Below are 21,730 nucleotides of genomic sequence, written 5' to 3' on the forward strand. Positions count from 1 at the left end.
CGGGCCGCAGGCGCAGCGGCCCCCTCGGGGGGCAGCGGCTACACGAAGTGAGCAAGCGTGGGGGCCAATTTCACCCCGCCGCCTTGGCGCGCTGCACCCGCAGCACGGAGGGGGTGCGCTTGACGCTGCGCAGCGCCGATGCCAGGTGAACACGGTCCCGCACCGCCACCCCAAAGCGCAGGTCGGTTGCATCCTGCGCGGCTTCCTGCCCCATATCAACATGCGTGATGTCGGCTTCGGCGCTGGCCAGCGCGGCGGCCACCCGGGCCAGAACTCCTTTGCCGTTGGCCACCGTCACCAGAAGATTGGTCTCAAATGTGCGCACCGGTTCGTCGGACCAGTCCACGGCAATGAAGCGCTCGCTGTCGCGGTGCTGCAGGCGCTTGGCCACGGCGCAGTCGTCCGTATGCACGACCAGCCCCTCACCCCGGCCCAGGTAGCCGACAATGCCATCGCCCGGGATGGGCCGACAACAGGGCGCAAACTGCACCGAGGCGCCCTCACTGCCATCAAGCAGCAGCGCACCCTGTGATACCGACTCATGGGCGGTATAGCGTTCACGGCTCATCAGCAGGGCGTCGGGTTTTTCGCCGGTTTCTGCCAGCAAGGTCACAATGCGCTTGGCCACCATGGTTGCGATACGCTTGCCCAGCCCGATGTCGGTGAGCAAATCGGCACGTGAGCGGTTGCCGGTAAAGCGCAGGATTTTTTCCCAGGTTGCCTGATGGGCTTCGTCGTCCTCGGGGATGCGCTCCCTTTCGATGCCTTCCGCACGCAAGGCCTGCGTCAGCATTTTTTCACCCAGCTCCTGCGATTCCGCCAGTGCCATGGTCTTGAGGTGATGACGGATTTTGGAGCGAGCCTTGCCGGTGCGCACAAAGCCGAGCCAGCCTGGGTTGGGACTGGAGACCGAGGCCGTGATGATTTCGACCACGTCGCCGTTGTGCAGCTCGGAGCGCAGGGGGACCTGCTCGCCGTTGACCTTGGCCGCTACGGCGCGGTGCCCGACATCGCTGTGGATGGCGTAGGCGAAGTCCACAATGGTCGCACCCCGCGGCATGGCCATGATCTGGCTCTTGGGGGTGAACACATAGACGGCTTCCGGAAACAGGTCGATCTTGACATGGTCCCAGAACTCGGCGGCGTCGCGTGTTTCCTGCTGGATATCCAGCAGGGACTGCAGCCATTGGGCGCCCAGGCGCTGGGAGGCATCACTCTCGGGGTCTGTGGCCTTGTAGAGCCAGTGCGCGGCTACCCCCGACTCCGCCACCACATGCATGGCGTCGGTACGCATCTGGAACTCGATATTGGTGCCGAACGGACCGACCAGTGTGGTGTGCAGCGACTGGTAGCCATTGATCTTCGGAATCGCAATATAGTCCTTGAATTTTCCGGGCAGCGGCTTGTACAGCTGATGCAAAACGCCCATGGCCGTGTAGCAGGCGGTGAGGTCCTGCACGATGATCCGAAAGCCGTAAAGGTCGGTGACCTGGGCGAAAGACAGGTGTTTTTCGTCCATCTTGCGGTAGATGGAATACAGCGTCTTCTCACGCCCATAGATGTGCACCGGGATGCCGGCATTGGCAAACGCCGATTCGACTTCGGACTGCACCCGTTTGATCACGTCGCGCCGGCGGCCGCGGGCGCGCAGCAGGGCCTTGGTCAGTGTCGCGTAGCGCCAGGGGTGCAGGTGCTGGAAGGAGAGGTCTTGCAGTTCCCGGTAAGTCGCGTTCAGGCCCAGGCGGTGGGCAATCGGTGCGTAGATGTCCAGGGTTTCGCGCGAGATGCGGCTCCACTTGGCGCGCGGGACATCGCCCAGCGTGCGCATGTTGTGGGTGCGGTCGGCCAGCTTGATCAGAATGACGCGTACATCGCGCGCCATCGCCAGCAGCATCTTGCGGAACGACTCGGCCTGGTTTTCCTCGCGGGTATTGAACTCCAGCTTTTCCAGCTTGGTCAGGCCATCCACCAGCTCGGCCACCGGCGCCCCAAAGCGCTCGATCAGTTCGGGCTTGGTCACGCCGCAGTCTTCAATGGCATCGTGCAGCAGTGCCGCCATCAGCGCCTGGGCGTCAAGCTTCCACTCCGCGCACTGTTGCGCGACGGCAATCGGATGGGTGATGTAGGGTTCACCGCTGTTGCGCAACTGGCCCAGGTGAGCTTCGTCGGCGAAACGGTAGGCTCGCCGGACACTGTCGATATCCGCAGTGCTCAGGTAGTCGAGCCCGGCCGTGAGTGCAGCGAAACTGGCCGCGGCAGCATTGGCGGCGGCCGGGGTCGACTTGCTGGAAACGGCGGGCAAAACCATGGCTTTCATGCCTTAAATGTATCGCGGCATGAATAAAACATGAAAAAAACGGATTTTACGGCGCCCAAAAAGAAAAAAGCACCGGGTCACGGTGCTTTTCAACAACAGGTCAGCGCGGGCTCAGCTGGGTACTTTTTTGAGCATTTCCAGGCCGATCTTGCCTTCGGCAATCTCGCGCAGGGCTGTGACGCCGGGCTTGTTCTTGCTTTCGATCTTGGCGGCATGCCCCTGGCTGAGCATGCGGGCGCGGTAAGTGGCGGCCAAAACCAGCTGGAAGCGGTTGGGGATTTTTTCGAGGCAATCTTCGACGGTAATACGGGCCATGGTGATCTCCGGTGTGATCAATAACTTAAGGAATTTGAAGGGCCCTGAAAGTCTCGGCGCGAGCGCGTCGCTGGGCCGAAAACTTGAGCCGCTGGGCATGGACAATGGTTTTCAGGTCGAAAACTGCCCGCTCAAACAACTCATTGATTATAACGAAGTCGAATTCCCTGGCCTGGGCCATCTCGGTGGCGGCGTTTTTCAGCCTCAATTCGATGACTTCGGGGCTGTCTTCGCCGCGCCGCTGCAGGCGGGAGCGCAATTCTTCCCAGCTCGGGGGGAGGATGAAAATCAGCACGGCGTTCGAGAAAATCCGCTTGATGTTGATCGCACCCTGGAAATCAATCTCCAGAATCACGTCTTTGCCGTGCGCGATGCGCTCTTCGATGGCCTGCCGCGAGGTGCCGTAACGGTGCCCGTGCACATGCGCCCACTCCAGAAATGCATCGCGCTGTACCATGCTGTCAAACTCTTCCGGCGACAGGAAAAAGTACTCCCTGCCATGCTTTTCCTGCCCGCGTGGAGGCCGCGTGGTGTGTGAAACGGCGGGCTGGATGGCTGAGTCCAGCTCCATCAGGGCCTTCACCAGGCTGGATTTGCCCGCACCACTGGGGGCGGCCACAACAAACAGGTTTCCGGGGTAGTCCATGCTTAGTGGGCGTTAATTGCTATTGATTTGGTAGTAATTCGGTATTGAGTGATTGTCGCTCAGGCTCACTCGATGTTCTGCACCTGTTCGCGGATCTGCTCGATCAGGACTTTCATGTCCACAGAAATGCGGGTGAGTTCCAGCGAGGCGGACTTGGAGCCCAGGGTGTTGGCCTCGCGGTGCAGTTCCTGAATGAGAAAGTCCAGCCGCTTGCCGAGTTCGCCGCCGCTGGCGAGCAGGCGGTCTATTTCATCCAGGTGGGACGACAGGCGGGTGATTTCCTCGGCCACGTCAATCCGGATGGCAAAGGCCGTGGCTTCGGTCAGTGCCCTGTCCTGGGCGATTTCCGGCAGCGTGGTGCTGTCGGACAAGGCCATGGCCTCTTTCCAGCGTTCCAGAAAACGCGTCTTTTGCTGCTCCACCAGCTTGGGAACCATGGGCACAGCGGCCGCTGCCAGCGCGCGCAACTGCGCAGTCCGGTCGAGCAGCATGACCGTCAGGCGCGCGCCCTCGCGCTCCCGGGCGGACATCAGGTCTTTCAGAGCCTTTTTGGCCAGCTTGAGCAGTTCTTCGCTGAAATCATGCGGCTTTTTGTCCTCGTTGGTGGCGATCCTGAGGATATCGGCCACGCTGAGGGCCGCAGCCTGCGGCAGCCACGACTTGATGTTGTCTTCCAGCGAACCCAGGCGCTGCAGCGTCACCGACGAGGGGGCGCGAAGGCTGCTGGCCGAGGTGCTTTCAAGCGACACCCGCAGTTCCACCTTGCCGCGTTTGAGCTTGCCGGTGAGCAATTCACGCAGGGCCGGCTCTGCCTGGCGCAATTCATCGGGCAGGCGAAAGGCCAGGTCGAGAAAGCGGCTGTTCACCGAGCGTATTTCGACACCCAGCCGGGAACTGGCGTCCGGGCCGGAATCAGTTTCGGGGCCGGATGGCGCCGCGCTGGACTGCACGGTCGCATAACCCGTCATGCTGTAAACTGACATGTACTTATACGCTTTATTAGAGAGAGAACAAGACTTGGGTGACGTCGTCACCATGGCTCATCCCAAATTATGTCAAAGGTCAAGCCCGCCTCATTGCCACCCGACACCGTGATTGGTGGCTACCGTGTTGTGCGCAAGCTTTCGGCCGGCGGGTTTGGTGTAGTTTACTTGGCTGTTGACAATGAGGGCCAGCAGGTCGCCATCAAGGAGTATTTGCCGTCGTCACTGGCAACCCGTTCGCCCGGGGAACTGCTGCCCCAGGTGCAGCCTGAAAAGCTTTCGCTGTACCGTCTGGGCCTCAAGAGTTTTTTTGAAGAAGGCCGGGCGCTTGCCCAGATTGCGCACGGCTCGGTGGTGAGCGTGCTGAATTTCTTCCGGGAAAACGAAACCGTCTACATGGTCATGAATTACCTGGAGGGCGGCACCCTGCAGGACTTCATCATTACCGCCCGCGAGCTGAAAAAGCAGAAGGTGTTCCGCGAGTCGACCATCCGGTCCCTGTTTGACGAGATCCTGCGCGGGCTGCGCATCGTGCACCAGCACAAGATGCTGCACCTGGACATCAAGCCCGCCAACATTTTCATTACCGACGACAACCGGGCCGTGATGATCGACTTTGGCGCGGCCCGCGAGGTGTTGAGCAAAGAGGGCAACTTCATCCGGCCCATGTACACCCCCGGTTTTGCCGCCCCGGAAATGTACCGCCGCGACTCGTCGATGGGCCCCTGGACCGATATTTATGCCATCGGCGCCTGCATCTACGCCTCCATGCAGGGCTATCCGCCCAATGACGCACCCCAGCGCCTTGAGAAAGACCGCCTGTCCCTGGCGCTGTCCCGGCTGCGGGGCGTTTATTCCGACAACTTGATTGAAGTCGTCGAGTGGTGCATGTCGCTGGACCCGCTGTCCCGTCCGCAGTCGGTGTTTGCCTTGCAAAAAGAACTGAGCCGGGAAGGTGAGCGTCGTTACACCAAACTCACCGTCAGCGAGAAGGTGCGCCTTCAGTTTGACAACATCGTGTCCGATACCAAAAAAACCGCGCGTAAGGCCACCGGCTTTGCGACCAAATTCAAATGAAATTCTCCGTGTTTCAGGTCAGCCGCAAGGGCGGGCGCGAGAAGAACGAAGACCGCATGGGCTATTGCTACACGCGCGAATCGGGCTTGTTCGTCCTGGCCGACGGCATGGGCGGCCACCCCGACGGCGAGGTGGCGGCCCAACTGGCACTGCAGACCATTTCCGCGCTGTACCAGCAGGAAGCCCGTCCCACGATCCCGGACACCACGGAGTTCCTGTCGACCGCCCTGATGGCGGCCCATCACCAGATCATTCGCTATGCCAGCGAAAAAGGCATGCTTGACACGCCCCGCACCACTCTGGTGGCTGCCATTTTGCAGGGCGACGGGGCAACGTGGGTGCATTGCGGTGACTCCCGCCTGTATGTCGTGCGCGATGGCGAACTGCTGACGCGCACCCGTGACCACTCCTACCTCGAACAGCAGAGTGCCGGCGTGATCAGGTTTGAGCGCATCAACCGCAACATCCTCTTTACCTGCCTGGGCTCGCCGAGCAAGCCCGTCTTTGACATTGCGGGCCCCGTCACGCTGCAGCAGGGCGACAAGCTGCTGCTGTGTTCTGACGGCCTGTGGGGCAGCCTGAGTGATGACGAAATTGTTCGGCAGCTGTCTGCCAAAGGCGTGTCCGATGCGGTGCCAGACCTGGTGGAAAGCGCCTTGCGCGCCGGCGGAGAACAGAGCGACAACGTGACCGTTCTGGCCATGGAGTGGGAAACGCCGGATGCGTTTGAATCCACCCGGGGTGTTTCTACCGACAGCATCATGGACGGGGTGTTCGCTTCCACCATTCAGGCCGGCCTGATGGACACCGTGGTGGACGACCTTGACGAAGCCACGATCGAGAAATCGATCGCAGAAATCAACGAGGCCATCCGCCGCTCGGCTGCCAAGAAAGCCTGAGTATCGGCGCGAAGGCCCGTGCGCCATTGAGCGGCTTTGAGCGTTCCATCGCGCTCTTTCACGCTTGTTACCTCTTTTTCCTTCCTTTACTGCTTTTTCCATTCGTTCGGCGTTTTCCGCCAGAAAGCCATCCACCATGAGTCAGTTTGTCAGAGTCGACGCGCGTGCTGCCGATGCCCTGCGTCCGGTGCGCATTACCCGCCACTACACCGCCTATGCCGAAGGGTCCGTGCTGATTGAATTCGGCGGCACCAAGGTGCTGTGCACAGCCTCCGTCGAGGAGAAAGTACCTGGCCACAAAAAAGGCAGCGGCGAGGGCTGGGTGACTGCCGAATACGGCATGCTGCCGCGCGCCACGCATACCCGCAGCGACCGCGAAGCCGCGCGCGGCAAGCAGAGCGGCCGTACCCAGGAAATCCAGCGGCTGATCGGCCGCTCCATGCGGTCCGTGTTTGACCTGAAAAAGCTGGGCGAACGAACCATTTATCTCGATTGCGACGTGATCCAGGCCGATGGTGGCACCCGCACGGCCAGCATCACCGGTGCCTTCGTGGCTGTGCAGGATGCGGTCAACCAGCTGCTGGCCCTTGGCAAGCTTCAGGAAACCCCGATCCTCGATCACGTGGCCGCCATCTCGGTGGGCATTGTGCAGGGCACCCCCCTGCTTGACCTGGAATACACCGAAGACTCGGCCTGTGACACCGACATGAACGTGGTCATGACCGGCGCAGGCAACTATGTGGAGGTGCAGGGCACGGCGGAAGGCGCCGCTTTTTCTCGCAAGGAAATGGACGCGCTGCTGGTGCTGGCTGAAAAAGGCATCGCCGAGCTGGTCGGCCTGCAGAAGAAATCGCTATCAAATGAATAGCTTATCAGCTCCGTAAAATAAGAGATAGAGTTACTTTTCATGATGAAAATCGTCCTGGCCTCCAACAACGCCGGCAAGCTCGCCGAGCTGCAGGCCATGCTCGCGCCGCTCGGCGTGGAGTTGCTGCGCCAGGCTGACCTGAACATCCCCGAGTCGGAGGAGCCGTTTCGCACCTTTGTGGAAAATGCGCTCGCCAAGGCCCGCCACGCGTCCCGGCTGAGCGGCCTGCCGGCGCTGGCAGACGATGCCGGCTTGTGCGTGGACGCCTTTGGCGGCCTGCCGGGCGTGGACACCGCGTTTTATGCCACGCAGTTTGGCTACGCCAAGGGCGATGACAACAACGTCAGGGCCTTGCTGGAGCAGATGGCCAATATCACCAACCGCCGCGCGGCGCTGGTGAGCACCCTGGTGGCGGTGCGATCCGAGATGGACCCCGAGCCCCTGATCGCCTGCGGGCGGGTGGTGGGCCTCATTGCCCGTGAGCCGGTGGGCAGCAACGGCTTTGGCTTTGACCCGGTCATGTTCATTCCGGAATTCGGCCAGACCTTTGCGCAGTTGCCGGTGGAAGTCAAGAACGCCAACAGTCACCGCGGCCGGGCCACGCGCCAGATGATGGATTTGATGCGCGAGCGGTGGTGGATATGAACCACCCCCGTTGCTCCCCCACTGCGTGTGGGTCGCCTCCCCCCTCAAGGGGGCGACGCCAGTGGCCTGGCAAAGCCAGTTCCACGGCGTCTGCTGGCCAAGCCACGCTGGTTGCCGACATCGCGAACCGTGGGGATTGATCGCGTGAAAGACATCCAGCACTACATGCGCAGCGGTACGCTGCAGCTGGCCGCCTTGCCGCCGCTGTCGCTGTATGTGCATTTGCCGTGGTGCCTCAAGAAGTGTCCTTACTGCGACTTCAACTCGCATGAAGTCAGTGGCGAGATGCCCGAGCAGCGCTACCTGGATGCGCTCATCGCTGACCTGGAGGCCGCCCTGCCGCTGGTCTGGGGCCGGACGGTGCACAGCATTTTTATTGGTGGTGGCACGCCCAGCCTGTTCTCGCCGCAGGCGATTGACCGCCTGCTCGGCGATATTCGCGCCCGGCTCAGGCTGGAGGCCGATTGCGAGATCACGCTCGAAGCCAACCCCGGTACGTTTGAAAAAGACCGCTTCAAGGCCTTTCGCAGCGCCGGGGTGACGCGCCTGTCCGTCGGCGTGCAGAGTTTTGACGACCGGCACCTGAAGGCCTTGGGCCGTGTGCACGACCGTGCCCAGGCGATTGCGGCGGTTGAAGAGGCGGCGCAGGCGTTTGACACCTTCAACCTCGACATCATGTATGCCTTGCCGGGCCAGACGCTGGACAACCTCGCGCAGGACATGCGGCAGGCGCTTGCGTTGCAGCCACCGCATATTTCGATTTACCACCTGACGATTGAGCCGAACACCTACTTTGCCAAATTCCCGCCGGCCATTCCGGAAGAGGACATGGCTTATGCGATGCTGGACAAGATCACCGAGATGACCGAAGGCGCCGGGCTGCAGCGTTATGAGGTGTCGGCCTATGCCAGAGCCGGTCACCAGTGTTTTCACAACCTCAACTACTGGCAGTTTGGCGATTACCTGGGCATCGGCGCAGGCGCGCATGGCAAGCTCAGCTTCGCGCACAGGGTGGTTCGCCAGGTCCGCTACCGCGACCCCAAGCTCTACATGGAAAAAGCCCTGGCCGGGGATGCCGTGACGCAGGAAACCGAAGTCAGCCGCACCGAGTTGCCTTTTGAGTTCATGCTCAACGCCTTGCGCCTGAGGGAGGGTTTCAAGCTCCAGGATTTTTGCGACAAGACCGGCCTGCCTCTCACCGCCATCCAGCAAGGCCTGGAAGAGGGCGAGCGCAAGGGCCTGCTTGAGCGCGACTTTGTCCGCGTGAAGCCGACCGAGCGCGGTTTTGATTTTTTGAACGACTTGCAGTCACTGTTTTTGGCGCAGTAAGCCAGTAAGCCAGCAAACAGCAGCGCGATCTTATGGAAACCACCAACATCATTCTTCTGCTTGTCACCTGTGCCATCAGCTTCGGGTTGGGCCGGACCATCATGCACCTGCGCAACAAGAAACGCCAGAAACAGGCCGAAGAGCAAAAGGCGCAGGCCTTGCGCAACCGGCCCGCCGAGCCGGAATCAAAAAACAAGAGCAAACGAAAACGGCAGCTGCAGCAGATGGATAAAGGCGCCAGAAAACCGTAGCGCCACAAACCGGCGGTTGGCCGAACCCGATCGAACCGGATTGAACTTGAGCGAGCTGTTACCCGCGCTGGTTTAAACGCTCAGCCGCAGTTGACGCGAATCACGCGGCCAGCCTGGTCGACCGCGAGGTTCAGTCGCTCCGCATTGAATTCCATCGTCACGACCTCGTTGGGCCGCAACACCCGCACCGTCCTTGCGCCCGAACGGATGCGTGCCTCCTCGGCCATGGCCGCGTCCGCCGTCCGGCCTATCGCAAACTGGGCGGGCGCCGCATTGCAGCGCGGGGAGACAGCTGTGGGTGGCGGCTCCGGCGAACCCGCGGCCCGCGGTGCCTCCGCGCAAGCAGCCAGAAGCACCGGCAAGAGCAGGGCAGGCACGGCCGGGTTGAAGCGTCTAATACGCACGATTGGACTCTTTCCGGATTTGAGACACAGGTTCGTCCACGGCGGCCACCGTCACGCAGGCCGCCTTGATCACCCGGTCGCTCGGGTTGCCGGGCAGGGACTCAAAACGTACCGGACGCGCGAAGGGCTTGAACAGCTGCACACCCAGCGGGGCACCGTGGAAGGCCGGTTGTTTGTAGGCCCTGGATTGGGTGTAATAGGCCGATTTCGTCCGGCAATCCACCACAATGGGCGCCTCAAAAGACCGGAAGGCCACGCCCTCGTCCGTTAGTTTGTTGGCCGCATGGTTGACTCTCACCACCAGTGACTTGAGGCCATCACCCACCTCGACAACGGCGGGGTCGACCTGGACATAGTCCGAGTTGGGGTTATCCGCATCACCGGTAATCGTTAGCCAGTTGGCGGCATGCACCGAGGCGGCCAACGCAAAAAACATGAAAAACATGGCCAGGACAAGACGTTTCATGGTCTGTATCTCCATCGGGAAGGGGGAAGAGATTGCAGAAAACGCAACCGTGTCAGGGAGGGTTTTCGTTGAGTTGGGGGCACGGCACCAGCCGAGAGCCAGCCGGCCGTGTTGTCTTCAGATTCATTGTGAGCCCTGAAGGGCTCTTTTTCCGCTTGGCGCTGAAGGCTGTGGTGATCAGTTGTAACAGCCGGGGGCCAATATGCCCGGATGGCGCTTGGTGAGCAAGGACTTTCTTGAGGCTATCGACGCTGACGCGCCGAAAGGTCAGAAGGCTGAAGGTCTACAAGATCGACTGCCTGGCTCGCTCGCTGATTGATCTGCTTTCCATCCTGGAAAAAATTCAGAAGCCAGGCGCAGCGTTCCAAAGCCTCACGGAGCCTGTCGACACCAGCACCTCAGCCGGCCGCATGATGACCCACATGCTGGGGGCCTTCGTAGAGTTCGAGCGTGGAATCATTCGAGAATGGTCCATCGCAGGCCAGACAGCGGCCATGATGCGGGGTATCAAGTGTGGGCGGCCGCGATCAATTGGCTACTAAAACCGGGGCATTCGAGCTTACGCTAACGTGTGAGCTCCTGTGTAAAGAGCGCCGCAGAGGCGCGGTGGAAAAAGCACTGGAGCTTGATCGAATAGGCCCTGTAGCACCTAACGAATTAAGCCGCCTCGTAAACCGGCTTGGGTATGAATGAATTGTTGCCACCGTACGCCAGCATCCCCAGATGAAAGCCAGAAACGGCATTGATCTTGCCGCGCCAAAGAACACCTCCATTGGTAGGCATGCTGCCGTTTAGGAACTGAATCCTCGCATTTTGCAAATGTATGTATTGCGGCGGCATCGGCAGTTGCTTTCGCTTTGCTGGGTCGTAAATATCGCCGTACGCAGCGAACGAATTGTGAATTTCATCTTTGTCTTCGCCAGTCCATGCCGCGGAAAAGTCAGCAGCGAAGGTGTCAAAGTACTTCCTGCCGCCAATGAGGATTCCGGAGACTACGCTGCCGCCCAGCAAAAGCGTTATGCCAATTTCGTATTCATTCTCGTTGGCAAGTGAAACAAGCTGCTGGAGATAGTAGTCAACACTTTGACCATGAATCTCGCGCTCGCAGTCGATGGTGCTAGGTTCTTCAGATTTTTTGTTCACAACGATCTCCTTGTGATACCTAACGAATGAAAGAAACTTCCCCGTCCCGAGCTAACTCTGCAGTCAATTCTAGGCGGCAGGTTTCGGGGGTGCATCCTCTAAATAGACTAGGACAACAAGAGCCGCCGTTTTCCTTGTATTCCGTCCTGGCTAGCGGCAACCCGGCCTGGCTGCATCCTTTGGCGCCAGTCGCTGCGCTTGGTGTCACGTCGGCTGCGGGCGCCAGGCCTGCATCCTGGAAAAACCGGCATGCCCCGGTGCCGCTACCGGGGGAACGAGGACGCTTGAGCGGGAGGGTTTTTGGGCTTCCCTTGTGCGTCAACTTCGGCATCAGAAGTTCTTTCGAGAACCGACTGGTTGACAAGGTCAGCCGCTGGCCATGATGCAGCTATCCAGAGCCTGAAGCACTCCGCAACGAAATAGAAGTCGCACATCAACTCATGATGTCGCATCAACGTTGCTGGACAGGGATGATGGGAGAAAAGAAAAAGGGCCCAAAGGGCCCTGTTCATGCGGTTATTGGCGGAAGCTGTGAGATTCGAACTCACGGAGGACTCGCATCCTCGGCAGTTTTCAAGACTGCTGCATTCAACCGCTCTGCCAAGCTTCCGGACTAATGATTTTAACCCAGGTGGGCGACGGGCTCGAATGGACCCAAAAGACTGGGCTGGGGTATCTGCCGCTCAGCCGGCCTGCAGCATGCCTTTGGTTTCGATGAACGCGATCACCTCGGCCAGGCCGGTGTTGGTTTTGAGGTTGGTCATGACGAAGGGTTTCAGGCCTTTTGGTGTGGTGCGCATGCGTATGGTGTCGGCTTCCATCACGCCCAGGTCGGCGCCCACGTAGGGGGCCAGGTCAGTCTTGTTGATGACGAACAAGTCGCTTTTGGTGATGCCGGGGCCGCCTTTGCGTGGGATTTTTTCGCCGGCGGCGACGTCGATCACGTAGATGGTCAGGTCGCTCAGTTCGGGGCTGAAGGTGGCGGCCAGGTTGTCTCCGCCGGATTCGACGAACACCACGTCGGCATCGGGAAAGTCCACCAGCATGCGGTCAATGGCTTCCAGGTTGATGGATGCGTCTTCGCGTATGGCCGTGTGCGGGCAGCCGCCCGTTTCCACGCCCATGATGCGCTCGGCGGCCAGCGCGCCGCTCACGGTCAGCAGGCGCTGGTCTTCCTTGGTGTAGATGTCGTTGGTGATGGCTACCAGGTCGTACTTGTTCTTCATGGCCTTGCACAGCATCTCAAGCAGGGTGGTTTTGCCGGAGCCCACGGGCCCGCCTATGCCGACGCGCAGGGGCGGCAGTTTTTTGGTGCGGTTGGCGATGTGGTGCAAGCTCATGGATCTACTCTGGTTGGATACGTTGGAGTTCAGGACGTTCAGGTTCAGGGCGTTCGGGATATTCAGGAGCGGAACAGCCGCGAATACTGGGTTTCGTGCTGGGAAGAAAGAATTGCGAGCATGGGCGAAAACGCCTGACGCTCGTCGTCGGGCAACGAGATTGCGGCCTCGACGGCTGTGGGGATGTCACTGGCCAGACGCGCGAGCATGCGCTGGCCCGCGCTCTGACCCAGGGGCACGGACTTGAGCGCGGCCTGCATCGCGTTCTCCGCCCAGCCAAAGGCATAGGCCAGCAGGCAGTCGCGCACACCGGCGGCGGTCTGCGACGCGGCCAGCGCAAACGCGACCGGGTAGGTGGGCTGCATCTGCGCGCAGGCTGTTATGTGCTGCGCATTGGCGCCGTCATGATTGCGCAGCCAGTCCAGCAGTGACCTGCCCATTTGTTCGGCCTGGGCCCGCATCTCGCTGGTCTCGCGGGTTTGCAGCACCCAGTCATTGAGCTCACGAATGCGTTGCACATCGCCGACGCGCCAGGCCGGAATTGCCTGCGCGATGACGGCGAGATCGCCGCGTGCGAGGCTCAGGTGCAACTGGTCCCGGAGCCAGTCGCCGGCCAGGACTTCGGTCGTGACGCCGGCCCGCTCCACCGCTGTTTCAAGGCCTTCGGAGTAGGAGAAGCCGCCGACCGGCAGGGCCGGCGAGGCCAGCCAGATCAACTGCAGCAGGCTGGCTGCCGGCAGTTGCGCTGCGGGGGAGGCTGGCATGTCCACGGGGTTTAAAGGGCTCAGAGGGTTTAGGGGGTTTAGGGGGTTTAGAGGTTGTCGGGCCGGCGTTTGTGGATTTGTATCGTGGCCGGCTTGGCCTCATGCGCATGATCATGGCCGTGGTTGCAGTCGGGCCCGTGCACATGGGCTGCGGGGGTTGCCGCTGTGGCCGGTTTAGCTGGCGCGTGGTCATGCTTGCCGTGGTCATGGGCGCTGTGCTCGTGGCTGCCGTGATCATGACCATGGCCATGGCCCCCGGCGCTGTAAGCCCCGCCCTCCGGCTCAAACGCTTCCTCGACTTCATGGACGATCAAATGCATGGCGCGCAGCATGTCGGCGAGCACATGGTCGGGCTCGATCTTGAGGTGATCGGGCTTGAGTTCGATGGGCACATGGCGGTTGCCGAGGTGGTAGGCCGCGCGGGTCAGGTCAAACGGCGAACCGTGTGCGCTGCAAGCCGTGATGCGCAGCACCGGCTGCGGCGAGGCAATGACCTTGATCATCGAACCATCTTCGGCGACCAGCACATCGCCGCCACGCACCAGGGTGCCGCGCGGCAAAAAAACGCCGAGCGTGCGGCCCAGCGAATCGGTCGCATCGAAGCGGCTTTTCTGGCGCACGTCCCAGTCGAGTTCAACGGTCGATGCGCGTTTGACGAGAACAGGCGCGAGACCCGCGCCCTGTGGAATGACTTTGGAAACCTGGATCACGTTTAACCTTAAAAAAACGAGTATGCCAGCGCGGCAAGCCCTGCGTAAACAAGGGTTGAACGCAGCACACCCACCCAGCGGCTGGCCCGGGCGGCCATGACTCGTTGGTCAGAACAGGAAGTAGCGCTGCGTCATCGGCAGGCTGACTGCCGGTTCGCAGGTCAGCAGCAGCCCGTCGGCGCGCACCAGGTAAGTCTGGGCATCGACTTCCATTTTCGGCGCATAGTCGTTGTGGATCATGTGCTGCTTGCGCACCCCGCGGATGTTCTTGACGGCGCTGAGCGTTTTGGCCAGCCCGAAACGTTTCTGGATGTCCGCATTGAGCCCGGCCTGCGACACGAAAGTGAGGGAGCCTTTGGCAATGGCGCCGCCAAAGCCGCCAAACATGGGGCGGTAATGCACCGGCTGCGGCGTAGGTATCGACGCATTCGGGTCGCCCATGGCCGCCATCGCGATGAAGCCGCCCTTGAGGATGACGGACGGCTTGATGCCAAAAAACGCCGGCTTCCACACCACCAGGTCGGCCCATTTGCCCGGTTCAACCGAGCCCACCTCATGCGAGATACCGTGCGCGATGGCCGGGTTGATGGTGTATTTGCTGATGTAGCGCTTGGCGCGGAAGTTGTCGTGGCGGTCGCTGTCGCCGGGCAGTTTGCCGCGCTGCTGCTTCATCTTGTGCGCGGTCTGCCAGGTGCGGATGATGACTTCGCCAACCCGGCCCATGGCCTGGCTGTCGGAGCTGAACATGCTGATCGCGCCCAGGTCGTGCAGGATGTCTTCCGCCGCGATGGTTTCCTTGCGGATGCGGCTTTCGGCAAAGGCCAGGTCTTCGGCAATGCCCGCGTCGAGGTGGTGGCACACCATCAGCATGTCGACATGCTCGTCCAGCGTGTTGACCGTGTAGGGCATGGTCGGGTTGGTGGAAGACGGCAAAAAGTTCTGCTCGCCGACCACCCGCAAAATATCGGGCGCATGGCCGCCGCCGGCGCCTTCGGTGTGAAAGGCGCAGAGCGTGCGGCCCTTGGTGGCGGCAATCGTGTTTTCGACAAAGCCCGATTCATTGAGCGTGTCGCTGTGAATCGCCACCTGCGTGTCGGTTTCTTCTGCCACATCCAGGCAGTTGCTGATGGCGGCCGGCGTGGTGCCCCAGTCTTCATGCAGCTTCAGGCCAATCACGCCGGCGTTGATCTGCTCGTGCAGCGCGGCGGGCAGGCTGGCGTTGCCCTTGCCCAGAAAGCCCAGGTTCATCGGGAAGGCGTCCGCCGCCTGCAGCATGCGCTCGATGTTCCAGGGGCCGGGTGTGCAAGTGGTGGCAAAGGTGCCGGTGGCCGGGCCGGTGCCGCCGCCCAGCATGGTCGTCACGCCCGAGGTGAGGGCTTCTTCAATCTGCTGCGGGCAAATGAAGTGGATGTGCGAGTCGATGCCGCCGGCGGTGACGATCATGCCTTCGCAGCTGATGATCTCGGTACCGGGGCCAATGATCATGTCCACGCCGGGTTGGGTGTCGGGGTTGCCGGCCTTGCCAATGACGGCGATGCGGCCGCCTTTGAGGCCGATATCGGCCTTGACGATGCCCCAGTGGTCCATGATGAGGGCGTTGGTCATCACCGTGTCCATCGCCCCTTCGGCGCGGGTTTTTTGCGACTGCGCCATGCCGTCGCGAATGGTCTTGCCGCCGCCGAATTTCACTTCTTCGCCGTAGCTGCCGGCGCGCAGCGTGTAGTCGGCTTCCACCTCCACCACCAGGTCGGTGTCGGCCAGCCGCAGGCGGTCACCCGCGGTGGGGCCAAACATTTCCGCATAGGCGCGTCTGCCAATGGTTGCCATTACGTCGTTTCCTTGTGACTCTGCCCGGATGCGTCCAGGCCACCCTGCACCAGGCCCCGGAAGCCAAACACCTTGCGCTCGCCCGCATAGTCCACCAGTTCCACCGTGCGCTGCTGGCCCGGCTCAAAGCGCACGGCCGTGCCGGAGGCAATATTCAGCCGCATGCCGTGCGCCGCCTGGCGGTCAAAGCCCAGTGCGGCATTGGTTTCTGCAAAGTGGTAGTGCGAACCCACCTGGATGGGCCGGTCTGCGGTGTTTTGCACGACCAGTGTCAGCGTGCGTCGCCCTGCGTTGAGGACGTGGTCGGGGCCGTCGGTAAACAGTTCGCCGGGTGTCATGGCTGCCTCAAGGGTTGTTGTGTCTTGTTGTGCTTATTTGCCGCCACGGGACATCCAGATGGCCAGCGCCGTCAGCGCGGCAACCGCCAGAAACCCCCAGGTGTCGGTGGCGTGCCAGTGGGTGGCGCTCATGGTGGCGTCTATGCCATGCCCCTCATGGGCCAATGCGGCACCCGCCCACATGATCATTGGGAAAACAGCTATTTTTTTGAGAGCGTTGGAAGTTTTCATGATGAGCAATCGAAGGTTATAGGGGAGCGTGATTGAAGATGAAAGTGGCGCGGCCCGCTCAAACAATGGGTTGGTGCACGGTCACGAGCTTTGTGCCATCGGGGAAGGTGGCTTCCACCTGGATGTCGGGAATCATCTCGGCAATGCCGTCCATCACATCGGCCCGGCCCAGGACGGTGCGGCCTTCGCTCATGAGCTGGGCCACGGTCTTGCCGTCGCGGGCGCCTTCCATCACGGCAGCGCTGATCAGCGCGACGGCTTCCGGGTAGTTGAGCTTGAGGCCGCGGGCGCGGCGCCTCTCGGCCAGCAGGGCCGCGGTAAAAATGAGCAGCTTGTCTTTTTCTCGGGGGGTCAATTCCATGGGTCTCTCTCGGGGCTGGCTGCCTGCTTGATGAGGTGGTCGGGGTGCAAGAATGGTGCCACAAACATCGTGCCACTGGGGCGGGCAGACCAGGGGCCTCCGGGGCCCCGCAGCGCCATGGCACAGAACCTGCACGCAAAACAGGTCACCACTTCGCCGCCAACCCCCCCCATGGACGCCCCGGTCATGCCTTCGCCGCTGCCAGCCCGACCCGATGCGCCCCCGGCATCGCCGGACGCGCGCGCCAGGCCCGAGGTGGCGGTGCAGCGCATCATCAAGGTCCGGCGCGACTACAACAGCTGGGTCGCCAGCGAGACCATGGAGGACTATGCACTGCGCTTTACCCCCCAGCGTTTTCGCAAATGGTCGGAGTTCCGGGTGGCCAACACGGCGTTTGGCGCGGCCTCCTTCCTGATCCTGGAGGCCGTGGGCGCCACCCTGCTGGTGAAATACGGCTTTACCAATGCCTTCTGGGCGATTGTGGCCACCGGGCTGATTATTTTCCTGGCGGGGCTGCCCATCAGCATTTACGCCGCCCGCTATGGGGTTGACATGGATTTGCTGACCCGCGGCGCGGGTTTTGGCTATATCGGCTCCACGCTCACCTCGCTGATCTACGCGTCATTCACCTTCATTTTCTTCGCGCTCGAGGCGGCCGTCATGGCCTACGCGCTGGATCTGGCCCTGGGCATACCGCCCAGCTGGGGTTACCTGATCTGTGCGCTGGTGGTGATCCCGCTGGTCACCCACGGGGTATCGGCCATCAGCCGCCTGCAGGTCTGGACGCAACCTTTGTGGATCGTGATGCTGGTGGTCCCCTTCATCTACGTATTGCTGCGCAATCCTGGTGCTTTTTCGGGTGTTCTGCACTATGGAGGTGAGCGGGGCGTAGGTGGCGAATTTAATTTGCACCTGTTTGGTGCTGCTTTGACGGTGGGCATTGCGCTGATCACGCAAATGGGCGAGCAGGCAGACTACCTGCGCTTCATGCCGGTGCAGACCCGGGCCAATCGCTGGCGCTGGTGGGGTGGGGTGCTCGTCGGCGGGCCTGGCTGGGTTGTGCTGGGGGTGGTCAAGATGCTGGGCGGCGCCCTGTTGGCCTACCTGGCCATTACCAACATGGTGCCGCCCGACCGCGCCGTTGACCCCAACCAGATGTACCTGGCGGCCTATGAGTATGTGTTTCCTGATTACGGCCTGGCGGTGGCGGCCACGGCATTGTTCGTGGTGATCTCGCAGCTCAAGATCAACGTCACCAACGCCTATGCCGGCTCACTGGCCTGGTCCAACTTCTTCTCGCGCCTGACGCACAGCCACCCCGGTCGCGTGGTGTGGGTGGTGTTCAACACGCTGATCGCCTTCATGCTGATGGAGATGAATGTGTTCCAGGCGCTGGGCGACGTGCTGGGCCTGTATTCCAACATTGCCATTGCCTGGGTGATGGCCGTGGTGGCCGACCTGGTGATCAACAAGCCGCTGGGCCTGTCGCCGCGGGGCATCGAATTCAAGCGTGCGCACCTTTACGACATCAACCCGGTGGGCGTGGGCGCGATGGCGCTCGCTTCCCTGTTGTCCGTGGCGGCTTACCTTGGGTTGTATGGCGAACTGGCGCGGGCTTTTTCGGCGGTGATCGCCATGGGGACCGCCTTTGTGACGGCGCCCCTGATTGCCTGGGCGACCAGGGGCCGCTACTACATTGCCCGCAGTTCCGGAACGTCGGAGGCCGACGCGTCGTACCAGCGCTATGCGACGCAGCAGTGCGTGATCTGCGAGCGCGCTTATGAAGGCCCCGACATGGCGCATTGTCCGGCTTACCAGGGCCCGATCTGCTCGCTGTGCTGCACCCTGGACGCGCGCTGCGGCGATTTGTGCAAGCCGCAGGCAAGCCTGTCGGCGCAATGGTCGGCGGCCCTGCGCTGGCTGCTGCCGCACCGAATCTGGCCTTATCTTGACACCGGGCTGGGCCACTTCCTGTTGCTGATGCTGATCATCGTGCCGCTGCTGGCCAGCGTGTTCGGGCTCCTCTACCACCAGGAGATGGGGGCACTCGGCGACTTCATGCTGTCCGGGTCGGCCCTGCGCTCGGGTTTTTTGAAGGCCTACATGGCGCTGCTGGTCATCGCCGGGCTGGTTGCCTGGTGGCTGGTACTGGCGCACAAGAGCCGGCAGGTCGCGCAGGAAGAGTCCAACCGGCAGACCCATTTGCTGATGCGCGAGATCGAGCTGCACCGCCAGACCGATGAAGCCCTGCAACTGGCCAAGCTGCATGCCGAGCACGCCAGGCACGCGGCCGACCAGGCCAACCAGGCCAAGAGCCGCTACATCAGCGCCATCAGCCATGAGCTGCGCACGCCGCTCAACAGCATTCTGGGCTATGCCCAGCTGATGGGTGAAGACGCCGCGATACCGCCGCACCGCAAGCAGGCGGTCAGTGTGATCCGGCGCGGCGGCGAGCATCTGCTGTCGCTGATTGAAGGCACGCTGGACATTGCCCGCATCGAGGCGGGCAAGCTCACGCTCACGGTCAAGCCCATGCAGTTTGCCGATTGCGTGCATGAAATGGCGGGGATGTTCGAGCTGCAGGCCGCCGCCAAGGGCCTGGGCTTCCGGTTTGAGACCGCCGGCAACCTGCCCGAGCTGGTGCGTGCTGACGAAAAACGGGTCCGCCAGATCCTGATCAACCTGCTGGGCAACGCCATCAAGTTCACCGCCCAGGGGCAGGTGATCTTCAGGTTGCGCCATGCGCGCGAGATGGCCTACATCGACATTGAAGACACCGGCCCGGGCATGAGCGAAGCGGAACTGGCGCAGATTTTTGAGCCCTTTGCGCGGGGCGCCGCGGCCGGCCACAGTGCGGAAGGCACGCCCGGCGCCGGCCTGGGCCTGACCATCGCCAAAATGCTGACCGACCTGATGGGTGGCGAGATGACGGTGCTCAGCACGCCGGGCCAGGGGTCGGTGTTCCGCGTCCGGCTGTTTTTGCCGGAAGTGCATGTGACGGCCGGCGCCGGCAAGAGCACGCTCGCCGCACCGGCCAGGCGCCAGCCACGCGGCTACGAGGGCGTGCGCCGCAAGCTGCTGGTGGTGGACAACGAGGAGCCCGACCGTGAGTTGCTGGTGCAACTGCTCGAACCCATGGGCTTTGATTTGCGCACCGCGGCCAGCGGCCATGATTGCCTGGACCTGCTGGCCGCCGGTTACCAGCCGGATGTCATTTTCATGGACCTGGCCATGCCGGGCATCGATGGCTGGGAAACCCTGCGCCGCGTGCGCAGTGCCGGGCATACCGGCACCCATCTGGCGATCGTGTCGGCCAATGCGTTCGACAAGGGGCTGGACAACGATGTCGGCATCCCCCCGGAGGATTTCATTTTGAAGCCTGTGCGCCACACCGAGTTGATCGACTGGCTGGAGCGGCGGCTCGGCTTGCGCTGGTGTTATGAGGCGCAGGCGGATGCGGGCCAGCTGCCTGCGCCGGCGGCGCCGCCACCGCGCGTCCTGCCCGATGCGCCGCAGCTGGCAGCCTTGCTGGAAGTGGTCACGCTCGGGTTCTACCGCGGCATCATGAACAAGCTGGCGGAGATTGAAACGCAACAACCCGCTACCGCCGCCTTCGTCGAGGACATGCGGGCGCTGGCGCGGCAGTTCCAGTTCGAAGCCATGGGCCGGCAGCTCACCAACCAGGAGGCCGCCCATGAGCAGCGTGCTTGATTCCACCCGCGCTATGGACCGCAAGCTGGACCACACCCTGGACCGCGCCAACAGTGACGTGGTGCTGATCGTGGACGACGTGCCGGACAACCTCTCGGTGCTGCATGATGCGCTCGATGAGTCGGGTTACACCGTGCTGGTCGCCACCAGCGGCGAAGCCGCCCTGAACCGGGCCCGGCAGGCCGTGCCGGACATCGTGCTGCTCGACGCCATGATGCCTGGCATGGACGGCTTCGAGGTGGCCAAACGCCTGAAAGCCATGGCCGAGACGGCGCACATTCCCATCATCTTCATGACCGGGCTGACCGAGACCGAGCATCTGGTCGCTGCGCTGGAGGCAGGCGGCGTCGATTACGTGACCAAGCCGATCAAGCCCAAGGAGGTCATGGCGCGCATGGGGGTGCACCTGCAGGGCGCTCGCCGTGCCCGGCAGGAGGCCCGGCAGGCGGGCCAGGCGCGCAATGCGCTGGATGCGTTCGGCTATGCCAGCATCACGGTGCGCATGGGCGGGCCGGGCGACGGCAGGCTGATCTGGCAGACCCCGCTGGCGCGCGACCTGCTGATGCGCTACTACGGCACGTCGGCCCCGCAAACCCCCGAACCGGTGCTGAACTGGCTGCGCCGCCACCAGGCCGAGGCCGGGCGCGAGCACGAGCTTGAACCGCCGCGCCTGGCCATGGAACTGGGCCCGCGCCGCCTGACGTTCCGGCTGCACCGGCACACCGGGGACGCGGGAGGAGACGGTGAGGGCGCGAGCGACTGGCTGATCGTGATGCGCGAGATCTCCGACGATGCGGTGATCGAGGCCATGAGCCTGAGCTTCAAGCTCACGGCCCGCGAGGCCGAGGTGCTCTACTGGGTGATCAAGGGCAAGATCAACCGCGACATCGCCGGCATTCTGGGTGCCAGTCCGGCCACGGTCAAAAAGCATCTGGAGCATGTGTACGCCAAGCTGGGCGTGGAAACCCGCACGGCCGCCGCCGGCATGGCGCTGAACCGCATCCGGCAGCTTCATCCGCAGTTTGAGGCCTGAGAGGCTGAGAGTCTTTTGTTCATACCCGCTTATCACGCCAAAACGCACCCACTCGTTGTTGCAAATGCGCGC

General features: G+C 62.2%; 23 protein-coding genes and 1 tRNA gene. 9 read left to right on the forward strand and 15 right to left on the reverse strand.

What is annotated here, in order from left to right; genetic code table 11:
* Positions 1–70: 70 nt before the first annotated feature.
* From BPRO_RS06625 to BPRO_RS06640, 4 genes are all read right to left on the reverse strand, one after another.
* Complete coding sequence (locus tag BPRO_RS06625) at positions 71–2,317, reverse strand: RelA/SpoT family protein (RefSeq protein ID WP_011482282.1); 2,247 nt, start codon at positions 2,315–2,317, stop codon at positions 71–73.
* Between the two features lie 111 nt (positions 2,318–2,428).
* Positions 2,429–2,632: a DNA-directed RNA polymerase subunit omega gene (rpoZ, locus tag BPRO_RS06630; RefSeq protein ID WP_011482283.1), complete on the reverse strand. Its 204-nt coding sequence runs from the start codon at positions 2,630–2,632 to the stop codon at positions 2,429–2,431.
* Between the two features lie 25 nt (positions 2,633–2,657).
* Complete coding sequence (gmk, locus tag BPRO_RS06635; protein ID WP_011482284.1) at positions 2,658–3,278, reverse strand: guanylate kinase; 621 nt, start codon at positions 3,276–3,278, stop codon at positions 2,658–2,660.
* 65 nt (positions 3,279–3,343) lie between these two features.
* The gene (locus tag BPRO_RS06640) at positions 3,344–4,261 is read right to left on the reverse strand and encodes a YicC/YloC family endoribonuclease (RefSeq protein WP_041388481.1); all 918 of its coding nucleotides are present in this window, start codon (positions 4,259–4,261) and stop codon (positions 3,344–3,346) included.
* Positions 4,262–4,330: 69 nt separating this feature from the next.
* Here BPRO_RS06640 and BPRO_RS06645 point away from each other — a divergent pair, with 69 nt between their 5' ends.
* The 6 genes from BPRO_RS06645 (at position 4,331) to BPRO_RS06670 (ending at position 9,330) form a co-directional block, all read left to right on the forward strand.
* Positions 4,331–5,338, forward strand: coding sequence for a serine/threonine protein kinase (locus tag BPRO_RS06645; RefSeq protein ID WP_011482286.1), 1,008 nt, complete (start codon positions 4,331–4,333; stop codon positions 5,336–5,338).
* A complete protein-coding gene (locus tag BPRO_RS06650) occupies positions 5,335–6,237 on the forward strand; it encodes a PP2C family protein-serine/threonine phosphatase (protein ID WP_011482287.1) in 903 nt (300 codons plus the stop codon). The genes BPRO_RS06645 and BPRO_RS06650 overlap by 4 nt, the downstream gene beginning before the upstream one ends.
* 136 nt (positions 6,238–6,373) lie before the next feature.
* Positions 6,374–7,105, forward strand: a complete 732-nt coding sequence (gene rph, locus BPRO_RS06655) for a ribonuclease PH (protein WP_011482288.1) — start codon at positions 6,374–6,376, stop codon at positions 7,103–7,105.
* A gap of 42 nt (positions 7,106–7,147) precedes the next feature.
* On the forward strand, positions 7,148–7,750 hold the full coding sequence (rdgB, locus tag BPRO_RS06660) for an RdgB/HAM1 family non-canonical purine NTP pyrophosphatase (RefSeq protein ID WP_041389328.1): 603 nt from the start codon (positions 7,148–7,150) through the stop codon (positions 7,748–7,750).
* A 165-nt stretch (positions 7,751–7,915) separates the two neighbouring features.
* A complete protein-coding gene (gene hemW / locus BPRO_RS06665) occupies positions 7,916–9,079 on the forward strand; it encodes a radical SAM family heme chaperone HemW (RefSeq protein ID WP_232291544.1) in 1,164 nt (387 codons plus the stop codon).
* A gap of 32 nt (positions 9,080–9,111) precedes the next feature.
* Positions 9,112–9,330, forward strand: coding sequence for a hypothetical protein (locus BPRO_RS06670; RefSeq protein ID WP_011482291.1), 219 nt, complete (start codon positions 9,112–9,114; stop codon positions 9,328–9,330).
* Between the two features lie 80 nt (positions 9,331–9,410).
* Here BPRO_RS06670 and BPRO_RS06675 read toward each other — a convergent pair whose 3' ends face one another.
* Both BPRO_RS06675 and BPRO_RS06680 read right to left on the reverse strand, forming a co-directional pair.
* A complete protein-coding gene (locus BPRO_RS06675; protein WP_011482292.1) occupies positions 9,411–9,734 on the reverse strand; it encodes an I78 family peptidase inhibitor in 324 nt (107 codons plus the stop codon).
* Entirely contained in the window at positions 9,724–10,200 is a 477-nt protein-coding gene (locus BPRO_RS06680) for a hypothetical protein (protein WP_041388485.1), read from the reverse strand. The genes BPRO_RS06675 and BPRO_RS06680 overlap by 11 nt, the downstream gene beginning before the upstream one ends.
* Positions 10,201–10,436: 236 nt before the next feature.
* Here BPRO_RS06680 and BPRO_RS30870 point away from each other — a divergent pair, with 236 nt between their 5' ends.
* Complete coding sequence (locus BPRO_RS30870; RefSeq protein WP_049764076.1) at positions 10,437–10,742, forward strand: recombinase family protein; 306 nt, start codon at positions 10,437–10,439, stop codon at positions 10,740–10,742.
* A 115-nt stretch (positions 10,743–10,857) separates the two neighbouring features.
* On the opposite strand, the gene gvpU is transcribed toward BPRO_RS30870, so the two are convergent.
* The 9 genes from gvpU to BPRO_RS06725 form a co-directional block, all read right to left on the reverse strand.
* Entirely contained in the window at positions 10,858–11,343 is a 486-nt protein-coding gene (gene gvpU / locus BPRO_RS06690) for a gas vesicle accessory protein GvpU (RefSeq protein ID WP_011482294.1), read from the reverse strand.
* Positions 11,344–11,863: 520 nt separating this feature from the next.
* Positions 11,864–11,953 (reverse strand) — tRNA-Ser (locus tag BPRO_RS06695).
* A 73-nt stretch (positions 11,954–12,026) separates the two neighbouring features.
* Positions 12,027–12,683 (reverse strand): urease accessory protein UreG, encoded by a 657-nt coding sequence (ureG, locus tag BPRO_RS06700; RefSeq protein ID WP_011482295.1) that lies wholly within the window; start codon positions 12,681–12,683, stop codon positions 12,027–12,029.
* Between the two features lie 62 nt (positions 12,684–12,745).
* Entirely contained in the window at positions 12,746–13,447 is a 702-nt protein-coding gene (locus tag BPRO_RS06705; RefSeq protein WP_011482296.1) for an urease accessory protein UreF, read from the reverse strand.
* Between the two features lie 47 nt (positions 13,448–13,494).
* On the reverse strand, positions 13,495–14,157 hold the full coding sequence (ureE, locus tag BPRO_RS06710; RefSeq protein ID WP_011482297.1) for an urease accessory protein UreE: 663 nt from the start codon (positions 14,155–14,157) through the stop codon (positions 13,495–13,497).
* A gap of 108 nt (positions 14,158–14,265) precedes the next feature.
* The gene (gene ureC / locus BPRO_RS06715; protein ID WP_011482298.1) at positions 14,266–15,984 is read right to left on the reverse strand and encodes an urease subunit alpha; all 1,719 of its coding nucleotides are present in this window, start codon (positions 15,982–15,984) and stop codon (positions 14,266–14,268) included.
* Positions 15,984–16,322, reverse strand: coding sequence for an urease subunit beta (locus BPRO_RS06720; protein ID WP_011482299.1), 339 nt, complete (start codon positions 16,320–16,322; stop codon positions 15,984–15,986). Before BPRO_RS06720 ends, ureC begins: the two co-directional genes overlap by 1 nt.
* 33 nt (positions 16,323–16,355) lie before the next feature.
* Complete coding sequence (locus BPRO_RS29465; RefSeq protein ID WP_157045744.1) at positions 16,356–16,553, reverse strand: hypothetical protein; 198 nt, start codon at positions 16,551–16,553, stop codon at positions 16,356–16,358.
* 58 nt (positions 16,554–16,611) lie between these two features.
* Positions 16,612–16,914: an urease subunit gamma gene (locus BPRO_RS06725; protein WP_011482300.1), complete on the reverse strand. Its 303-nt coding sequence runs from the start codon at positions 16,912–16,914 to the stop codon at positions 16,612–16,614.
* A gap of 171 nt (positions 16,915–17,085) precedes the next feature.
* Between BPRO_RS06725 and BPRO_RS06730 the strand changes: the two genes are divergently transcribed.
* Positions 17,086–20,625, forward strand: a complete 3,540-nt coding sequence (locus BPRO_RS06730) for a hybrid sensor histidine kinase/response regulator (RefSeq protein WP_041388487.1) — start codon at positions 17,086–17,088, stop codon at positions 20,623–20,625.
* Positions 20,609–21,658, forward strand: a complete 1,050-nt coding sequence (locus tag BPRO_RS06735; protein ID WP_011482302.1) for a response regulator transcription factor — start codon at positions 20,609–20,611, stop codon at positions 21,656–21,658. The genes BPRO_RS06730 and BPRO_RS06735 overlap by 17 nt, the downstream gene beginning before the upstream one ends.
* The last annotated feature ends 72 nt before the right edge of the window (positions 21,659–21,730 follow it).

It is taken from the genome of Polaromonas sp. JS666 (assembly GCF_000013865.1).
Lineage (GTDB): Bacteria > Pseudomonadota > Gammaproteobacteria > Burkholderiales > Burkholderiaceae_C > Polaromonas.